Genomic DNA, 18,157 nt, shown 5'->3' on the forward strand with positions numbered 1-18,157 from the left:
AAGATTTAAGTGAGATTTGCAAAATTCTTCGATCACTTTTAGAGGCTAAAGATTTGGATAAAGCTTTGGAAAATTTAGCAAAATAAGCGATAAAGGGCTTTTGGAGGCTATAAAAATGCTAGAGTGCTTGAAGCGGTGCGTTTGATAAATGAAAATCCAAATATTGCAATCGCTGAAGATGCTATATAAGCTTGCGAAAAGTTTTTAAGTTTATAAAGAATTTTTTGATGATAAATATAAGGCTCCAAAATCTTTTTATCGAATTGTATTGATTAGAATAAGGGAAACTCTCGAGTCAGAGTCAGATGTAGCTGCTGCAAAAAAAGCTGTAATATTGCAAGGTTAAAAGAGTTATTAAAGTCTATACTAAATGGTAAAAATGCAGAAGAGGCGCTTAAAAGTTCCAATTTTTCCAAAGTGCTTTTTGGTAAAAAACCAGCTATGCAAAATCAATTTTATTGTCCAATGAATAATATAGAACTTATATTTTTAGTAGAATATGCGCAAGATAGAAAAAAATATCTTATCGCTAAAGTAGCCTAGATTGTATTATTTAATATATCTTAACTCACTTGAAAGTGCTTTTATGTACAGAGAAAGATTTGACGGGATAGAATCTTGAGATGTTTCGCATATTAAAAATTTCTCTAATTGTTTTTATCATTGTGAAAATATGAATGTTGATTTAAGCAAATGGGATGTAGGAAAAGGTCAAGAATTTATCTCTATGTTTGAACATGCGAGATATTTTAATCAAAATTTAAATAAATGGGATATGAGTAAAGCGAAAAATATTGATAAAATGTTTTATTGTGCTTTTACATTTAATGGCGATATAAGTATTTGAAATGTAAGTAAAGTAATTTCTATGGAAGAAACTTTTCAAAAAGCTATTTGTTTTGATCAATGTTTGGATAATTAGGAGTTTGCAAATTTAAAAGAATGTAAAAATGCGTTTTTGGGATGTCCTTTAAAGTATAATCCACCAAGTGGTATAAAACGAAAACAAAACAATAAACAATATTGATTTATAAGATATTTAATAGGAAATTAAAGAATTAATTTCCTAGTTTTTTATTGAGGTGAATTAAATTTATATCTTATTTTGCAATAATATTGCGGGTTTGTTAAAATTATTTTTTTATATAAGGTTTAAATTGTATAAAAAATAAACATTTAGCATAATTTTATTATTTCTTTATTTAAACTTAAATTAAGTAAATATTAAGATTATTTTTTATACAATCACATTTTAAATTTTTGGCAAAGGTAAAAAATATGACAAAGATAACAAAGCCAAACGAAGTAAAGCGAGAATGGATTGTTTTAGACGCAGAAGGAAAAAGATTTGGTCGTCTTTTAACCGAAGTAGCGACAATTTTAAGAGGTAAAAATAAACCTTGTTTTACACCTAATGTTGATTGTGGAGATTATGTAGTCATTATCAATGCATCAAAAGCTGTATTTACAGGTGCTAATAAGGCTGAAGATAAGCTTTATCATAGACATTCTGGATATTTTGGAAGTGTAAAAAGTGAAAAATTTGGAGATTTACTTCAAAAAAATCCTGCTAAATTATATAAATTAGCAGTTAGAGGTATGCTTCCTAAAACAAATTTGGGTAGAGCAATGCTTAAAAAACTAAAAATATATGCTGGCAGTGAGCATCCACATACAGCACAAATTGCTAAAGAAGGAAAATAATATGGCAACAACATATGCAACAGGTAAAAGAAAAACCGCTATTGCAAAAGTTTGGGTAAAACCAGGTAGTGGTAAAATCAGCGTTAATGGTGTTGATTTAAATACTTGGCTTGGCGGACATGAAGCTATTAAGCTTAAAGTGGTTCAACCTTTACTTGCTACTAAGCAAGAAACTTCTATGGATATTAAAGCGACTACTCTAGGTGGTGGTTATAGCGCACAAGCTGAAGCTTTAAGACATGGTATTGCAAGAGCTTTAGCGGCTATGGATGCAGATTTTAGAGCCTTATTAAAACCAAAAGGACTTCTAACAAGAGACAGCAGAACTGTAGAGCGCAAAAAATACGGTCGTCGCAAAGCAAGAAGAAGTCCACAATTTTCTAAACGTTAATCTTTACAGCGAGAATTTTCTCGCTGCTTATTTTTATACTTTAATTATTTCTTTCTTTTCTTATTTTTATGTTATAATCTTTACATTTAAAATTTATTATCAATTTAAAGGATTTTTATGAAAAGGTTATTACTAGGTTTAGGTTTAGCAAGTGCTTTATTTGGTGCCGATCAAAATATTAAATTTGAAATAACTCCAACTTTCAATTATAATTATTTTGAGGGTAATTTAGATATGAAAAATCATTATGCTCCTGGCATTCGATTTGGTTATCATTTTGATGATTTTTGGCTAGATCAAGTGGAATTAGGTTTTGAATATTATTCCAATGTAAAATATACCAATACTCATGAAACTACAGATATATCGAGAACTTATTTAAACGCGATCAAAGGATTTGATTTAAATAAAAGATTTTATTTTTATGGTTTAGCTGGCGGTGGCTATGAGAATTTTTCTAATGCTGCCTATGATAATAAAAGTGGCGGATTTGGACAATATGGAGTGGGAATTAAATTTAATCTAAGCGATTCTTTGGCTTTAAGACTTGAAACAAGAGATCAAATTGATTTTAATGATGCTAATCACAACTGGGTTACAACTTTAGGTCTTAGTTTTGGTTTTGGTGGAGAAAAAAAGCAAAATTTAAAAAATGAATTTAAACAACCTTTAGCTAGACAAATTGAAAAAAAATCACAAACAAAAACATTTGTACTTGATAAAAGTGAAAAAGAAAAAGTGATTTCTTTGGAGGGATATTTTGGTTTTGATAAAACTACTATTAATCCAGCCTTTAGTCAAAAAATTAAAAAAATTGCTAAGGTTTTAGATGAAAATAAAAATTACAATACCATTCTTGAAGGACACACTGATAATATAGGTTCAAAAGCTTATAATAAAAAGCTTTCTCAAAAACGTGCACAAAATGTTGCTAAAGAACTTGAAAAATACGGAGTGAATAAAAATCGTATTGAGACTATAGGATATGGCGAAGAGCGTCCAAGATCTAGCAATGCGACTAAAGAAGGAAGAGCTGATAATAGAAGAGTGGAAGCTAAATTTATACTCAAGCAAAAACAATGAAATATACTATTTTATTTGATTTAGATGGCACTTTGATAGATTCTACAAATGCCATCTTAAATTCTTTCAAAGATGCCTTAAGAATTCTTAATTTAGATGTAAAAGAAGATGAAAAAATTAAAGATCTTATAGGCCATCCGTTAAAAAATATGTTTGCAATGCTCTATCCTAGCAATTCTAATTTGATTGATGAATTTGCTAAAACTTATCGTGAGTGTTATTCTAAAATTTATTTAGAGCAAACAACCTTACTTCCAAAAGTCAATGAAACTTTACATCTTGCTTATGATTTTGCTGATTTGGGCATAGTGACAACTAAGGGAGGAACTTTTACTCCTATTTTGCTTGAATCTTTAGGAATTAAAAAATTTTTTAAAACTTTAATCACTCTTGATGATGTTAAAAAACCAAAACCAGATGCAGAACCTATACTTTTAGCATTGGATAAATTAAACAAAACTCAAGAAAATGCTTATATGATTGGTGATACTATTTTGGATGTACAAGCATCTTTAGCGGCTAATATTACTCCTATAGCTTTAAGTTGTGGTTATGGTGATGAGAATGAATTAAAAAAATATTCCCAAATTTTCCCAAGTGCATACGAAGCAATTTGTCATATACTAAATATTAAACAAATTTGAAGTTTTTGTTAAACACCTTTTAAGAGAATTCGTAGTATAGTCTTGCTGATAAAAAATATTGATTAAGGAAGGTCTTAATGAGTAAAGTAATGAAAACTATGGATGGAAATGAAGCTGCTGCTTATGCAGCATATGCTTTTACAGAGGTAGCTGGTATTTATCCTATCACTCCAAGTTCTCCTATGGCAGATTATACCGATATATGGGCTGCTGCAGGAAAGAAAAATTTATTTGGAGTGCCTGTAAAAATTGTAGAAATGCAAAGTGAAGCAGGTGCGGCAGGTAGCGTTCACGGATCGTTACAAGCAGGTGCTTTAACAACAACTTATACTGCATCTCAAGGTCTATTATTAAAAATTCCAAATATGTATAAAATTGCAGGACAACTTTTACCTTGTGTTATACACGTTGCAGCACGTTCTTTAGCATCTCAAGCTTTATCGATTTTTGGGGATCATCAAGATATTTATGCAGCAAGACAAATTGGTTTTGCAATGCTTTGTTCTCATTCTGTTCAAGAAACTATGGATTTAGCTGGTGTGGCTCATTTGGCTGCCATTAAAGGTAGAGTTCCATTTTTACATTTCTTTGATGGTTTTAGAACAAGTCATGAAATTCAAAAAGTCGAAGTGATGGATTATGAGCATTTTGATAGATTACTAGATAGAAAAGCTCTATTAGAATTTAGAAATGGTGCGTTAAATCCAGAACATCCAAAAACACGTGGAACAGCTCAAAATGATGACATATATTTCCAAACTAGAGAATTGGCAAATCGTTTTTACGATGCTTTACCGGATGTTGTTAATGAATATATGCAAGAAATTTCAAAAATTACTGGTAGAGAGTATAAACCATTTACTTATTACGGACACAAAGAGCCAGATCGCATTATTATTGCTATGGGTTCTGTAACTCAAGCTCTTGAAGAAGTTGTGGATTATTTAAATGCGAAAGGTGAAAAAGTTGGTGTTTTAAAAGTTTACCTTTATAGACCATTTAGCTTAAAATATTTCTTTGATGTAATGCCAAAATCAGTTAAAAAAATCGCAGTGCTTGATAGAACTAAAGAGCCAGGTAGCTTAGGAGAACCGCTTTATCTTGATGTAAAATCAGCTTTCTATGGAAGAGAAAATGCTCCAATTATTGTTGGCGGAAGATACGGACTTTCTTCTAAAGATGTTGATCCTGCACAAATGATCGCTGTATTTGAAAATTTAAAACTTGATAATCCAAAAAATGGTTTCACAGTAGGTATTGTTGATGATGTAACTCATACATCTTTACCAACCGGTGAAAAAATTTCTCTTGGAGATGAAAGCACAATAGAATGTTTATTTTATGGTTTGGGCGCTGATGGAACAGTAGGCGCAAATAAAAACTCTATTAAAATTATTGGAGATAAAACTGATTTTTATGCACAAGCTTATTTTGCATACGATTCTAAAAAATCAGGAGGTTATACAAGAAGCCATTTGCGTTTCTCTAAAAAACCAATTCGCTCAACTTATCTTGTATCAACACCTCACTTCATAGCCTGTTCAGTAGCAGCTTATCTTGAACTTTATGATGTATTAGCAGGAATTAGAAAGGGTGGAACTTTCCTTTTAAATAGCATTTGGAGTGCTGAAGAAACTATCAGACAAATTCCTGATTCTGTTAAGAAAACTTTAGCAGAGAAAGAAATTAATTTCTACATTATCAATGCGACAAAACTGGCACGCGAAATAGGACTTGGAAATCGTACAAATACTATTATGCAATCAGCATTCTTCAAACTTGCAAAAATTATTCCTTATGAAGATGCACAAAAATATATGAAAGAATTTGCTTATAAATCTTATAGTAAAAAAGGTGATGCTATTGTAGAAATGAATTACAAAGCTATTGATGTAGGTGCAGATGGACTTGTAAAAGTAGAAGTAGATCCTAGCTGGAAAAATCTAGAAATTAAAGAAAAAGAACAAACCAGTGCTTACAAAGGTACTGAATTTGTTGAAAAAATCGTTAAACCTATGAATGCCGCTAAAGGTGATGATTTACCTGTTTCAGCATTTTTGGGTTACGAGGATGGAAGTTTTGAGCACGGTACGACTGAATATGAAAAACGTGGTGTAGGTGTTATGGTTCCAAGATGGATTGAGGCAAATTGTATACAATGTAACCAATGTGCTTCTGTGTGCCCGCATGCGGTTATTAGACCATTTTTAATCAATGATGAAGAAATGGCAAAAGCTCCACGTGGAGTTAAAGATCACGCTTTAGAAGCAAAAGGAACTAAAGGTGAAAAACTAAGCTTTAAAATTCAAGTTTCTCCTCTTGATTGTACAGGTTGTGAACTTTGTGTTCATGAGTGTCCAACTAAAGAAAAATCATTAGTTATGGTTCCGCTTCAAGAAGAAATGGATTTTGGAGAGCAGGAAAATGCTGATTATCTATTTAAAGAAATTACTTATAAAGATGAAATTTTAAACAAAGAAAGTACAAAAGGTGCGCAATTTGCACAACCGTTGTTTGAATTCCATGGTGCATGCCCAGGTTGTGGTGAAACTCCTTATATTACTTTGATCACAAGATTATTTGGGGAAAGAATGATTATTGCTAATGCAACAGGTTGTAGTTCAATCTATGGTGGTTCAGCTCCTTCTACCCCTTATAGAAAAAGTGTTAAAAATGGACACGGTCCTGCTTGGGGTAACTCTTTGTTTGAAGATAATGCAGAATTTGGTTTAGGTATGAAAGTTGCTACTGAAACTACAAGACATCGCATTGAAGTTATTATGAATGAAAATATGCAGCAAGTTCCAAATGCTTTAGCGGCACTTTTTAAAGAATGGATTGCAAATAAAGATGATAGTGCTGCTTCGGTTGAAATTAGAAATAAATTAGTTCCAATTTTAGAGCAAAATAAAGATATTAAAGCAGCTCAAGAAATTTTAGATTTAAAACAATATTTAAGCAAAAAATCTCATTGGATTTTCGGTGGTGATGGTTGGGCTTATGATATTGGCTACGGCGGTCTTGATCATGTTTTAGCAAGTGGTGAGAATGTAAATATTTTAGTACTTGATACTGAAGTTTATTCTAATACTGGAGGTCAAAGCTCTAAATCATCTCGCACTGGCGCTGTAGCACAATTTGCTGCCGCAGGTAAGCCTATTCAGAAAAAAGATTTAGGTCAAATTGCAATGACTTATGGTTATATTTATGTAGCTCAAGTTAATTCCGCCGCAAATTATAGTCATTTGGTTAAAGCTTTGGTTGCAGCTGAAGCTTACGATGGTCCTTCTTTGGTTATTTGTTATTCTCCTTGTATAGCACATGGTATCAAAGGTGGTCTTGGTTATTCTGGAGAACAAAGTGAACTTGCTACAAAATGTGGTTATTGGCCACTTTATACTTTCGATCCTCGTTTACAAGAGCAAGGAAAAAATCCATTGACCTTAGCCGGCAAAGAGCCTGAGTGGGATCTTTATGAAAGCTTTTTAATGAATGAAGTTCGTTACAATGCTTTGAAAAAATCAAATCCAGATCACGCAAAAGAATTGTTCGAAAGAAACAAAAAAGATGCGCAACGTCGTTATAGACAATTAAAACGCATTGCTATAGCTGATTTTAGCAATGAGTTAGAAAACTAGAATTTGCAATGCAAAGATTTTTTTGTGCCATTTGTTTATTTTTTACTTTTTCAATGGCACAAGATGATTTTGAAGAATATTTCAGATCTTTAAATTCTAAATGCGACGCAGATCTTGAAAATCTTCAAAATCCTTTCTTAAATCCCACCCTTGAAAAAATAAAAAAACTTACTATAGCAGCTATCATGCTAGATCAAGTAAAAATCAATAATCATTGGTATAAAAAAGGTGATAGAATTGAAGGCGCTTTAATTGTTCAAGTTAATAAAAAAGATATAGTATTGCAATACGATACTTTAAATTTTAAAATTAATTTTAAAACCAATGATAAGATTAATATTTATTAAGATTTTATTTTTTACTCAAATCCTTTATGCTTTAGATTGTCAAAAACGTTTATTTGATATCAATATTCATGAAAATACAAGTTTGGAAGAAAGTCTTAGAGAACTTGCAAATTATTGCTCATTTAGTATTATCGTAAAAGATAAGATTGCTAAAGAAAAATTAAAAACCATTCAAAGTGATATTAATATACATCAAATGAGTTTAGATGAGATTTTTAATCTTTTTATCAAAGAGCATGATTTATTTTATGAATTTAACGGCAGGGTTTTGAAAATTTCAGCCTTAAAAACAAAAATTTTTAAAATAAGTTATATCACTTCAATTAGAGAAGGTCAAAGTATCACTAAAGCTTCGGTGGATGCAAAACCAAGGCAAAGTGAATTTAAAACTTCATCTGAAGATAATGAAGATAATATGATTAAAAGCATGGAAAAATTTGATTTTTGGCAAAATATAGAAAAAGAAATCACTATGTTGCTTAATTCTTCTCATGAAAACTATGAAATAAAAGCACCTATAGTCAATTCAAATGCTGGAATTATAATAGTTACAGGCACTCATTCTCAATTAGAACGCGTTAGAGAATATTTGCAAAAACTTGAAAACCGTTTAAAAAAGCAAGTGATTATTGATGTTAGTATTATTGCAGTAAATCTTAATAAAAGCCATTCTAGTGGCATTAATTGGCAAAATTTTAATTTGGATTTTAATTCCAAAACAAAAAGTGGTGAAAATTCTTTTATCCATTTTCAAAATGGACAAGGTTTTGTGAAAAATTTAGGTTTTAGGGCAAATTTAAATTTTGATTCTATTATCAACTTTATTTCTCAAAATGGAAAAACTTATGTACTTTCCAATCCTAAGCTCATGGCTTTAAATAATCAGCAAGCTATTATTTCAGTTGGAGATACGATCAATTATCAAGTTAAAGAAAGTTCTAAGGGAACAGAAAATGGAACAACGGTGAGTGAAAGTTATAGTAATTATTCTATTTTTATAGGAATTTTGCTTAATATTTTGCCAGAAATTTCTGATGATGGTAAAATAATGCTTAGAATCAATCCAAGTTTAAGCGATTTTAAATATCCAGAAGATAAGAAAAGACAAAAGGAGCCACGCACCATCGCTCCAGATACGATACAAAAAAAGCTATCAAGCGTTGTTCAGGTTGAAAATAATCAAACTCTTATTTTAGGCGGACTTATTTCAAGAAATAATGGTGAAAATAAGCATTCTGTTAATTTTTTGTCTAATATTCCCTTAATAGGAGCTTTATTTAAATCCGATGAAGAGATATCGGATGTGACAGAAATTGTTTTTATCATAACACCTACTATAGTTGATAATGCTAATTTTCCAAGTCTTAGGGATTTAGGATTTAAATATTATGAATAAAATTGTGAATTTAAGAGAAGAAATTTTTTCAAAGATAAATGAGAGTTTAAAACATAAAACTTTGATCTTAATTTGCGGCTTGAGTGGGAGTGGAAAAAGTGTTTTGCTGCAAAGATTAGCAAAATATCACGATATTGATTACATCGATGAAATTTTTTTAAATGAGAAAGAATTTAAAGACATTGTTAAAAAAAGAAAAAAGAATGTTTTAATATTCGATGAAGTGGGTATGTATGAGGAAAAAATATTAGAACTTATTCGAATTTATAGTGATCAAATGAGTTTTATATTGAGTTCTCATAAAAAAATAGATCTTTTTGAAAAAGATTATTTTAAAAGTCGTTTTGAGGCAGTTTTTTGGCTTGAAAAGCTTAATATCAAAGAGCTTCATCAATATATTCAATTAAAATTTAATATCGATTTTTCTCATAAAGCAATGAAAATAATAATGAAATTTTACAAAGGAAATTTAAGATATGTTGATAAAATGCTTAAAAGTTTTTGCGAACTCAATCTTTATTTTAAAAACACAAAAAGTCAAGATTATGTACTAAAACTTTGTGCTTTAGAGAATGGATTTTTAAAATGAATTTACAAGAAAGAGTGCGTGATCTTGAAAGTGCCTATAAAAAATATTTGCTGAAAAAATTTTTTAAAAATTTATTTTATCTCTTTTTGATTGGCTTGCTAATGGGTATTATTTTTTTCATTATGCAAAATCATTATAAACAAAAATCAATATCTTTGAAAGCTTTAAATTATAAAAAAGAGCTAGAGCAAAACATTATAAAAGCTAAGATCTTGCAGGAAAAAAATAAAATAATAAGAGAAAAACTCATACAAGAAAATAATCACACCATCTCTAAGATACAAATTGATTCTAAAGTATTTAACATCACTAAATTAAAAAATAATTTTTATAAAAATCCTAGCTATGAAAAGGCTTTAATTTTATCTCGTGAGTATTATAAGATAAAAGATTATAACAAATCTATTTTTTGGGCGTTAAAAGCTAATGACATAGATAAAAAAGCTGAGGATTCTTGGTTGATATTTGCTAAGGCTAAAATAGCCTTAGGCTATAAAGATGAAGCTAAAAAAGCCTTAGATGCCTATTTGGATTCTTATGGATTTATTGAATTGGATAAAGAGTTAAAGAATGATTGATCAAAATTTATTCGAGGATTATTTAAATCAAAAAATAAATCTTGATCAAATTTATCAAAATTTTAACATACAAAGTGAAGATTTTTTAAAGAAATTAGCCTCTTTTTTAAATATGAAATTTATTGAGTTAAATGAATTTGATGAAAAATTTTGTGAAGATTTTCCTTTTAATATACTTTTAAAATTTCAAGTTTTGCCGATAAAAGATGAGAATATTTTATATATAGTCAGTGCAAAACCTTGTTCTTTGGAGCTTTTAGAACAAATAAAAATTTTTACAAATATTGAAAAAATAGAAATTGCATTTGCTGATGAGTTTAAAATTTTAAAATTTCTAAACATTCTTCGTATTAAAGATGAGTTGAAAAAATTAAGCATCAAACTTAAACTTGAATGGCAAGAGGGTGCAAAAGAAAACCAAACTTGCATCAGTCAAATTTTTTATTTTATCCTTGAAGAAGCACTTAAAATAAATACGAGTGATATTCATATCGAATCTAGGATCAATGATGCTTTGATAAGATTTAGGGTGGATGGCATTTTAAAGAAATTTGTTGATCTTGAAAAAGATATTTATGAAGCTTTGATTTTTCATATTAAATTTTTAGCCCATTTGAATGTAGCAGAATCAAGAAAAGCTCAAGATGGTAGTTTTGAGCTTAAATTTAAAGAAGAAAAATACGATTTTAGAATTTCATCTTTACCTTTATCAAACGGTGAAAGTGTGGTTATAAGGATTTTAAAGCACAATAAAGAAATTTTAGAGCTTGAAAAGTTAAATTTAGGAAAGAAAAATATCGAGATTTTAAAAAAAGCCCTAAGATCTCCTCATGGGATGATTTTACTTACAGGCCCAACAGGAAGTGGCAAAAGTACTACTTTATACGCTTGTTTAAATGCATTAAAGAGTATAGAAAAGAAAATTATCACAGCAGAAGATCCTATAGAATATAAAATGCCTTTAATTCAGCAAATTTTACTCAATCCTAAAGCAGGATTTGAATTTAATAATGCTTTAAGGGCTATTTTAAGGCAAGATCCCGATATTATTATGATAGGCGAGATTAGAGATGAAGAAAGCCTTGATATAGCTTTAAAAGCTTCTTTAACCGGACATTTGCTTTTAAGCACTTTGCATACAAACGATGCGCTTTCTACGATAGATAGACTTTTAGATATGAAAGCAAAACCTTATTTAATCGCTTCTGCGCTTAGTTTAATTATCGCACAACGTTTAGTCAGAAAGCTTTGTCCAAGATGCAAACAAAAAAGCACTAAATACAAGCAATTTCAAGGAAATTTTTTTGAGGCTAGGGGTTGTGAGTATTGTCATCAAAGTGGATTTATAGGTAGAGAATTGGTTGGTGAGTGTTTAAAGGTGGATGATGAGATTTCTCAAGCTATTAGAGAAAATAAAAGCAAGAGTGAAATTTTGATACTTGCGAAAAACAAAGGCTTTCAAAGCATGTTTGAGCAGGGTTTGCAAAAAGCAAGAGAAGGTATTACGAGTATAGATGAGCTTTTAAGGGTTTTAAATGAAACTTTATGAGCTTGAAATCATTAAGGCGCAAAAAAAGTATAAAAAACTTATTAGGGCTGAAAATTTAAACACTGCACAAGCTAAAGCTTTGGATAAAAATTGGAAAATTATCAGCATTAAAGAAAAACAAAATAGCCATTTAAAAAAAATAAATAGTGAATATTTCATACTCTTTTTTAAAGAATTAGCCTTGCTTTGCGAAGCTGGATTAAGCATACAAGAAGCCTTTAAAGAGCTTGTAAAAATTCATTCTTTTAAAGGTATAAGTAAAGTTCTTGATAATTTGCTTTTAGGGCAAAATTTAAATCTTGCTTTTGAAAACGCTAATTTTGGGTTAAATTATGCAGAATTAGCCCTAATAAAAGTAGCACAAAACACTGGAAAATTGAGTGAAAATTTTTTGCAAATTGCTACGCTTAGAGAAAAAAGCTTAGAAAATAAAAAGAGATTTAAAAAAGCCATGAGATATCCTTTGTTTGTTTTTGTTAGTGTTTGTGTGGCTTTTATTTTTTTGATGCTTTATGTGATACCTAATTTTAAAGATTTATTTGAAAATTTAAATATTAACTTGCCTTTCATAACCACCATCATGCTTCAAATTTATGATTTTTTGCAAAATTATATCGCGATACTTGCTTTTTTATCAGTGTTTGTTTTTATCTTTGTTTATTTTATGTATAAAAAATCTTATTTTTTTGCTTATATTTGCGATTTTATCTTTTTAAAAATACCTTTATTTTCAAATTTCATTATTTATAGTCAAAATTATTATTTTTTTATGGTTTTTTCTTTACTTTTAAAAAATGGAATTTCACTTTCTAAGGCTTTTAATTTAGCGATTTTGGGGCTTGAAAATAAGCTAATTATTTTAAAATATAAAAAACTTTTATCTTTTATGGATTCTGGACTTGAAATTACTCATGCTTTTAAGAAAATAGGTACATTTGATCCCTTGGTGCTTTCTATGTTAAGTATTGCGATGAAAAGTTCTAAACTTGAATTTTTAACTGAGGAAATTTCAAAATATTATGAAAACAAAATGCAAAATCTTATGGATAGATTTTTAGTTTTACTTGAACCTTTAATGACTTTATTTGTGGCAATACTTGTTTTGTTATTAGCCCTTGGTATTTTTCTGCCTATATGGGAGCTTAGCTCTGGAGTAAGTTATTAAATTAATTGTTTTTATAACTAAGCTATAAATTTTCTAGCGTAGAACTAATTTATTTATCAATTCAACGTTGGTTATTTGGTTAAAAATTTATAAAGTTTAAATTTGTAATTTTGTTTTTTTTGATAAAATAAGTTTTTTAAAATTATAACAAAAAACTTCAGAGGATTTCTATGAAAAATGTAGTTTTGCTTGGCGGAAGCAATTCTGTAATGATAAATGGTCTGCAAAGAGGTTTAAGAGAAGGTATTAATGAAATTAACAATCACAAAAAAGATTTAAAATTTTATAATTTCGCTATTGGAGGCTGTACCGCTATTCAAAATCTTTACGAAATAATTAGACATAAAGAAATTGTCAATAGTGCAAATTTAATAATTACAGAATCCAATGTTAATGAAATCCACAATCATGGTTTAACTCCAGAAAAATTAAGTCTGAAATTAATTTATAGACAATTAAGTTGGTTTTACAAAGAGCTTTTTGCTCTAAACAAAAGAGTTTTAATTATTATCCTTCCGGAATACTGTGTAAAAAATCGAAATATTCATATTTTAATTAACAATCTACATAAAAAATTTGCAAATAAGTATGGTTTTAACGTTATAGATATTCAAAATTATTATAATATTAAAAATTTAGAAGAATTTGGAAAAAGATATGATGGTGGTGGGCATTCATTTGGATTCATTATGAGAAATCTCGGAATAAATATTATAAAAAATATTGATTATTTTCAACTATCAAAATTTATAGACTGTAAAAACGATAATCCTAAATTTAAAATTTGCACTCCGATAGATATGAAATTAATTGAAGGTAATTTAAAGTTAATTCATATTAACAACTCCGTATATGATGAAAAAATTTATAGAATAAATAATATCACAAAACTAAAATTTCCCGATTTATTAAATCAATATACTTTATTGGCTTTTCATAGCTGGAATAATAAAGAAGACTGGAAGGAAAATTTTAACATTCCGCAAAATTGGAATCAATGCATAAAAACATATTCAAGCATTATAATACAAAGTAAAACACAAATTCTTACAAAAGAAATGGCTTTTTTAAATCAATTTATTAATATAAATAGCATAGATTTTAAAATCGATAATGAAACGATAATTATAAATAATAACAATCTTCCATATAGCGAATATTATACTAATGTTGCAATTTGGGATAATAAAGCGATAAAAATAGACAATAGTGATATTATTGCCTTCTTTCTTGCATCCCCAGAGGGAAACTATCATAATGAAGATATTGATTTTGAAAATTTGAGCAAAGAAAACATAGAAATCGATAAAGAATATAATTTCAATCACCTTATACCTCCAGTAGAGTGGTATAAAGAAATTATAGATGAGTATTGTAGTATAATGGATTCAAGAAAACTAGCCCTTCTGCAAAATCAAATCAATACTTTAAACACTCAATTATCAAATACTCAAACTAATTCAGCTAAACAAAGAATTCAAAACCAACTTTCTTATAAACTAGGACAAACTATGATTATTAATTCCAAAAGTATTTTTGGAATTATATTGATGCCAATTTATTTATTATCTACACTTTTAACTTATAAACAAGAACAAAAAATTTATAAACAAAAAATAAAAAAAGATTCTTCTTTAAAATTACCTCCTTTAGAATCTTATCCTGATTATGAGGAAGCTTTAAAATTTAAAAAGCATTTATCTTATAAATTAGGAGAAGCTTTAATAAGAGCTAATAATAATTGGTACGGGGGGGGGGTATATCAAATTGTGGTTTGAGATAAGAAAACTTAAAAAAGAATTTAAAAAGAAAAAAGCATAATTTTTCATCTAAGATTGAATTTGATTATTTTTGAAAGGTATTTTTGTATTTTTTAAATAAATTTGAAATTTAAGAAAAATAATCCCAAGCAACTTTGATGATAGTTATACCCACTACGATTAAAAATAGACTTAGCTTATTTTTTGATAAAATTTGTTAAAATTATGTAAAAATTAACTTTGAGAAAGAAATTTTTATGGATAATTATGAATTTAGCGAACTACTAAAAACTCTTAAAAATAAAGTAGGCAATATAGCCTCTATCATTAAACCACAAAGCATTCAAGAAAGGCTTAAGGAAATTGAAGAGCTAGAAAATTCTCCTTCTTTTTGGAACGATGTTAAACAAGCTGGAGTTATCGGAAAAGAAAAAACTAAAATTGCAAATTTATTAAAAAAATACGAAAAAGCTTTATCGGCTGTTGATGATGCAAGCGAACTTTTTGATTTAGCTAATGCAGAAAACGATATGCAAACCTTAGAAGCTTTATTTAATGATGCGCCAAAACTTGAAGATACGATAACAAGCCTTGAAATTTCCATGCTTTTAAGTGGAGAAAATGATAACAAAAACGCAATTGTTTCCATTCATCCAGGAGCAGGCGGAACAGAAAGTAATGACTGGGCAAGTATGCTTTATAGAATGTATTTAAGATTTTGCGAAAGAGAAGGATTTAAGGTTGAAACTCTTGACTTTCAAGAAGGCGATGAAGCAGGACTTAAAGATGTAAGCTTTTTAGTTAAGGGTGATAATGCTTATGGTTATTTAAAGGCTGAAAATGGAATTCATCGCTTAGTAAGAACTTCTCCTTTTGATAGTGCCGGACGTCGTCATACAAGCTTTTCAAGTGTTATGGTAAGTCCTGAACTTGATGATGATATAGAGATTGAAATCGAAGAAAAAGATATCAGGATTGATTATTATCGTGCTAGTGGTGCAGGTGGACAGCACGTCAATAAAACAGAATCAGCCGTTAGAATCACACATTTTCCAACAGGCATAGTCGTACAATGCCAAAATGATAGAAGTCAACATAAAAACAAAGCAACCGCTTTTAAAATGCTAAAATCTCGCCTTTATGAACTTGAACTCATGAAGCAACAAGATAGTGCAAATTCGGGCGAAAAAAGCGAGATAGGCTGGGGGCATCAAATCCGCTCTTATGTGCTTTTTCCTTATCAGCAAGTCAAAGACAATCGCAGCGGAGAAGCCTTTTCTCAAGTAGATAATATCTTAGATGGAGATATTAAAAAAATGATTGAAGGCGTTTTGATCGCTTTAAAAGCGGAGTGATTTTATTCAAATAAATTTTTATGCAAAATCTCCTCTAAAATCACTGTAGCATAAGAGCCTTTTTGTAAGAAAAATTCTATACAAAAATGTGCTTTTTGCTCATCGTATCGCCACTTAACATCCTCCAAGTATCCCCACATAAAGCGTCTTGAACCTTGCATTTTGGTTTTAAATTCCCAAGCATCTTTAAAAATTTCATTCTCTAAATTTAAAGCTAAACCTTCTTTAGCTTCATACGCTTTTGCACCTATTAAAAGCCCCATAGAACTAATATCTCTTGCCTTAAAACGCTTAATCTCACTTTCTAAATCTTCGCATAAAAAACATTTACCAAAAGGATAGTGTCCCAAAACCTCACCTTTTAAGAGCTTGAAAAAATGTTCTTGTTTTTTTAAACTTTTAACTTCTTCTTTAGAGATATGATAAATTTGCATAAGCTCTTTTTCGCTAAATTCTTTTGAAAAATGCGATAACTCGACTCTTTTACTTAAGTAACGATTAAAAAGTTCGCTTTGAAAAGCTGAAATTAAAAATTCTTTTATTTTGACATTTTTCATTTTCTTACCGCGTAAAATTTCAAGCCCTTCTTTATAATTATCCCCAAATTTACCAAAACGCTGATATCCAAAATAATTAGCAAAACCTTGTTTGTCTAAGTTGATAATAGCCTGCTCAAGTTTTAAAGCATCACTTGGTAAAACTTTTTTCAAACGGATAAAAAAAGAATTGCCTTTTAAATGCCCTATTCTTAATTTATTTTCATGTGTAAAAGTTTCTAAAATTTTTAATTTTGGATGAGAAAAATTGTTTAAAGTATGTTCAAATTTTTTAGGCATAGAAATATACTGAAAGGTTGATCCTTGCTTATCTTTAAGTCCAGCATAACCAAAATCACGTATTTTTACCCCGCTAACTTCACTTAAAATTCTTAAAGCTTCGTTGGTGCTTAAATCTTTTTTGTTAATGTGCAAAATGAGATGCTCACCTTTACCGCTAAATTCATACAAGGCTTTTTCGCGCACCACAAAATCATCACTATTTTTACTAAAATACGCATTAATAGGAGCGTGTTTTAAACTATATAAAGGCTTAAAAATGGTGTTCTCTTCCATTAAATTCATACTTTCCTTTCGCTGCTTTTCCAAAAATATTTAATTTTACGCGATGTTTTTTTGCAATTTGTTCTATCTTAAAACGTTGCGTTTCATCAAAAGCAAATAAAATTTCATATTCTTCTCCACTATAAAGAGTATAATCATCTAAATTTTTTAGCCATTCAATGCCACATTTATTTTTTGCTAAAAGTCTTGATAAATCTTTACTCAATCCATCTGAAATATCCATTGCACAAGAAATAAAAGGGGCAATTTCATAAAAAAAATCTTGTCTTAATTTTGGTTTTATAAAGCGATGGTTTAAATTTAATTTACCACCATTTTGCAAAATTTCAAGTCCTTTTAAACTCTCTCCTAAATTCCCCGTATAAGCTAGCAAATGTCCTTTTTTTAAGCCTTTTCTAAACACAGCTTTTTCTCTAACTTTAGAGATAATAGTAACGCTAATATCAATTTTATGATTATAAATCGTATCGCCACCTATGATTTTTATACCAAATTTTTTTGCTGTTTTTAAAAAACCTTTTTGTAAAGTTTTGATTTCTTCATTGCTTAAATTAGGTAAAGCAAGCCCTAAAAGTGCGTATTTTGGCTCAGCATTCATCACAATAGCATCAGAAATATTTACCAGCATTGCCTTAGTGGCAATTTGCTCTAAAGTAAACCATTCCCTTTTAAAATGCACATTTTCAAAAAATAAATCTTTACTATAACACCATTGATCAACGATAGCGCCATCATCACCATTTTTTTCATTTAAAAAAACATGAATTATAAAATCTTCTTTATTCATAAAAAAATTTTATGAAATTTCTTTTTAAATTCTATTAAATTTTAATTTTT

The 18,157-nt window shown here is 29.2% G+C and carries 17 protein-coding genes; 15 read left to right on the plus strand and 2 right to left on the minus strand.

Going from position 1 to position 18,157, the window contains the following annotated elements; all coding sequences use genetic code 11:
* The first annotated feature begins 417 nt into the window (after positions 1-417).
* From H2277_RS07110 to prfB, 15 genes are all read left to right on the plus strand, one after another.
* A complete protein-coding gene (locus H2277_RS07110) occupies positions 418-543 on the plus strand; it encodes a hypothetical protein (RefSeq protein ID WP_337201641.1) in 126 nt (41 codons plus the stop codon).
* Between the two features lie 91 nt (positions 544-634).
* On the plus strand, positions 635-847 hold the full coding sequence (locus H2277_RS07115) for a BspA family leucine-rich repeat surface protein (RefSeq protein WP_337201667.1): 213 nt from the start codon (positions 635-637) through the stop codon (positions 845-847).
* 431 nt (positions 848-1,278) lie between these two features.
* Positions 1,279-1,704 carry a 50S ribosomal protein L13 gene (rplM, locus tag H2277_RS07120; RefSeq protein WP_337201642.1) on the plus strand — a complete coding sequence of 142 codons (426 nt, stop codon included), beginning with the start codon at positions 1,279-1,281 and terminating at the stop codon, positions 1,702-1,704.
* A gap of 1 nt (position 1,705) precedes the next feature.
* A complete protein-coding gene (gene rpsI / locus H2277_RS07125; RefSeq protein WP_137620190.1) occupies positions 1,706-2,095 on the plus strand; it encodes a 30S ribosomal protein S9 in 390 nt (129 codons plus the stop codon).
* A 117-nt stretch (positions 2,096-2,212) separates the two neighbouring features.
* Positions 2,213-3,178 (plus strand): OmpA family protein, encoded by a 966-nt coding sequence (locus H2277_RS07130; RefSeq protein WP_337201643.1) that lies wholly within the window; start codon positions 2,213-2,215, stop codon positions 3,176-3,178.
* Positions 3,175-3,822: an HAD family hydrolase gene (locus tag H2277_RS07135; RefSeq protein WP_337201644.1), complete on the plus strand. Its 648-nt coding sequence runs from the start codon at positions 3,175-3,177 to the stop codon at positions 3,820-3,822. The genes H2277_RS07130 and H2277_RS07135 overlap by 4 nt, the downstream gene beginning before the upstream one ends.
* A gap of 77 nt (positions 3,823-3,899) precedes the next feature.
* Positions 3,900-7,460: a pyruvate:ferredoxin (flavodoxin) oxidoreductase gene (gene nifJ / locus H2277_RS07140; RefSeq protein WP_337201645.1), complete on the plus strand. Its 3,561-nt coding sequence runs from the start codon at positions 3,900-3,902 to the stop codon at positions 7,458-7,460.
* 8 nt (positions 7,461-7,468) lie between these two features.
* On the plus strand, positions 7,469-7,807 hold the full coding sequence (locus H2277_RS07145) for a transformation system protein (RefSeq protein WP_337201646.1): 339 nt from the start codon (positions 7,469-7,471) through the stop codon (positions 7,805-7,807).
* On the plus strand, positions 7,785-9,203 hold the full coding sequence (gene mshL / locus H2277_RS07150) for a pilus (MSHA type) biogenesis protein MshL (RefSeq protein ID WP_337201647.1): 1,419 nt from the start codon (positions 7,785-7,787) through the stop codon (positions 9,201-9,203). Before H2277_RS07145 ends, mshL begins: the two co-directional genes overlap by 23 nt.
* On the plus strand, positions 9,196-9,792 hold the full coding sequence (locus H2277_RS07155) for an ATP-binding cassette domain-containing protein (protein WP_337201648.1): 597 nt from the start codon (positions 9,196-9,198) through the stop codon (positions 9,790-9,792). The genes mshL and H2277_RS07155 overlap by 8 nt, the downstream gene beginning before the upstream one ends.
* Positions 9,789-10,370, plus strand: a complete 582-nt coding sequence (locus H2277_RS07160) for a transformation system protein (protein ID WP_337201649.1) — start codon at positions 9,789-9,791, stop codon at positions 10,368-10,370. The genes H2277_RS07155 and H2277_RS07160 overlap by 4 nt, the downstream gene beginning before the upstream one ends.
* Positions 10,363-11,919 (plus strand): GspE/PulE family protein, encoded by a 1,557-nt coding sequence (locus tag H2277_RS07165; protein ID WP_337201650.1) that lies wholly within the window; start codon positions 10,363-10,365, stop codon positions 11,917-11,919. The genes H2277_RS07160 and H2277_RS07165 overlap by 8 nt, the downstream gene beginning before the upstream one ends.
* On the plus strand, positions 11,906-13,084 hold the full coding sequence (locus H2277_RS07170) for a type II secretion system F family protein (protein ID WP_337201651.1): 1,179 nt from the start codon (positions 11,906-11,908) through the stop codon (positions 13,082-13,084). Before H2277_RS07165 ends, H2277_RS07170 begins: the two co-directional genes overlap by 14 nt.
* A gap of 170 nt (positions 13,085-13,254) precedes the next feature.
* Positions 13,255-14,862, plus strand: coding sequence for a hypothetical protein (locus H2277_RS07175; protein ID WP_337201652.1), 1,608 nt, complete (start codon positions 13,255-13,257; stop codon positions 14,860-14,862).
* A 239-nt stretch (positions 14,863-15,101) separates the two neighbouring features.
* Positions 15,102-16,199 carry a peptide chain release factor 2 gene (gene prfB, locus H2277_RS07180; RefSeq protein WP_337201653.1) on the plus strand — a complete coding sequence of 366 codons (1,098 nt, stop codon included), beginning with the start codon at positions 15,102-15,104 and terminating at the stop codon, positions 16,197-16,199.
* A gap of 2 nt (positions 16,200-16,201) precedes the next feature.
* On the opposite strand, the gene truD is transcribed toward prfB, so the two are convergent.
* Together truD and H2277_RS07190 are read right to left on the minus strand one after the other, a co-directional pair.
* A complete protein-coding gene (gene truD, locus H2277_RS07185) occupies positions 16,202-17,320 on the minus strand; it encodes a tRNA pseudouridine(13) synthase TruD (RefSeq protein WP_337201654.1) in 1,119 nt (372 codons plus the stop codon).
* Positions 17,289-18,107, minus strand: a complete 819-nt coding sequence (locus H2277_RS07190; RefSeq protein ID WP_337201655.1) for a thiamine-phosphate kinase — start codon at positions 18,105-18,107, stop codon at positions 17,289-17,291. The genes truD and H2277_RS07190 overlap by 32 nt, the downstream gene beginning before the upstream one ends.
* Positions 18,108-18,157: the final 50 nt, after the last annotated feature.

Source organism: Campylobacter sp. W0014 (assembly GCF_020135975.1).
Lineage (GTDB): Bacteria > Campylobacterota > Campylobacteria > Campylobacterales > Campylobacteraceae > Campylobacter_D.

Coding starts and splice junctions, on each gene's coding strand:
- H2277_RS07160 (WP_337201649.1), top strand. CDS start 9,789: ATGAATTTACAAGAAAGAGTGCGTGATCTTGAAAGTGCCTATAAAAAA.
- rpsI (WP_137620190.1), top strand. CDS start 1,706: ATGGCAACAACATATGCAACAGGTAAAAGAAAAACCGCTATTGCAAAA.
- H2277_RS07155 (WP_337201648.1), top strand. CDS start 9,196: ATGAATAAAATTGTGAATTTAAGAGAAGAAATTTTTTCAAAGATAAAT.
- H2277_RS07190 (WP_337201655.1), bottom strand. CDS start 18,107: ATGAATAAAGAAGATTTTATAATTCATGTTTTTTTAAATGAAAAAAAT.
- H2277_RS07130 (WP_337201643.1), top strand. CDS start 2,213: ATGAAAAGGTTATTACTAGGTTTAGGTTTAGCAAGTGCTTTATTTGGT.
- rplM (WP_337201642.1), top strand. CDS start 1,279: ATGACAAAGATAACAAAGCCAAACGAAGTAAAGCGAGAATGGATTGTT.
- nifJ (WP_337201645.1), top strand. CDS start 3,900: ATGAGTAAAGTAATGAAAACTATGGATGGAAATGAAGCTGCTGCTTAT.
- H2277_RS07175 (WP_337201652.1), top strand. CDS start 13,255: ATGAAAAATGTAGTTTTGCTTGGCGGAAGCAATTCTGTAATGATAAAT.
- H2277_RS07135 (WP_337201644.1), top strand. CDS start 3,175: ATGAAATATACTATTTTATTTGATTTAGATGGCACTTTGATAGATTCT.
- H2277_RS07170 (WP_337201651.1), top strand. CDS start 11,906: ATGAAACTTTATGAGCTTGAAATCATTAAGGCGCAAAAAAAGTATAAA.
- truD (WP_337201654.1), bottom strand. CDS start 17,320: ATGAATTTAATGGAAGAGAACACCATTTTTAAGCCTTTATATAGTTTA.
- H2277_RS07145 (WP_337201646.1), top strand. CDS start 7,469: ATGCAAAGATTTTTTTGTGCCATTTGTTTATTTTTTACTTTTTCAATG.
- mshL (WP_337201647.1), top strand. CDS start 7,785: ATGATAAGATTAATATTTATTAAGATTTTATTTTTTACTCAAATCCTT.
- prfB (WP_337201653.1), top strand. CDS start 15,102: ATGGATAATTATGAATTTAGCGAACTACTAAAAACTCTTAAAAATAAA.
- H2277_RS07165 (WP_337201650.1), top strand. CDS start 10,363: ATGATTGATCAAAATTTATTCGAGGATTATTTAAATCAAAAAATAAAT.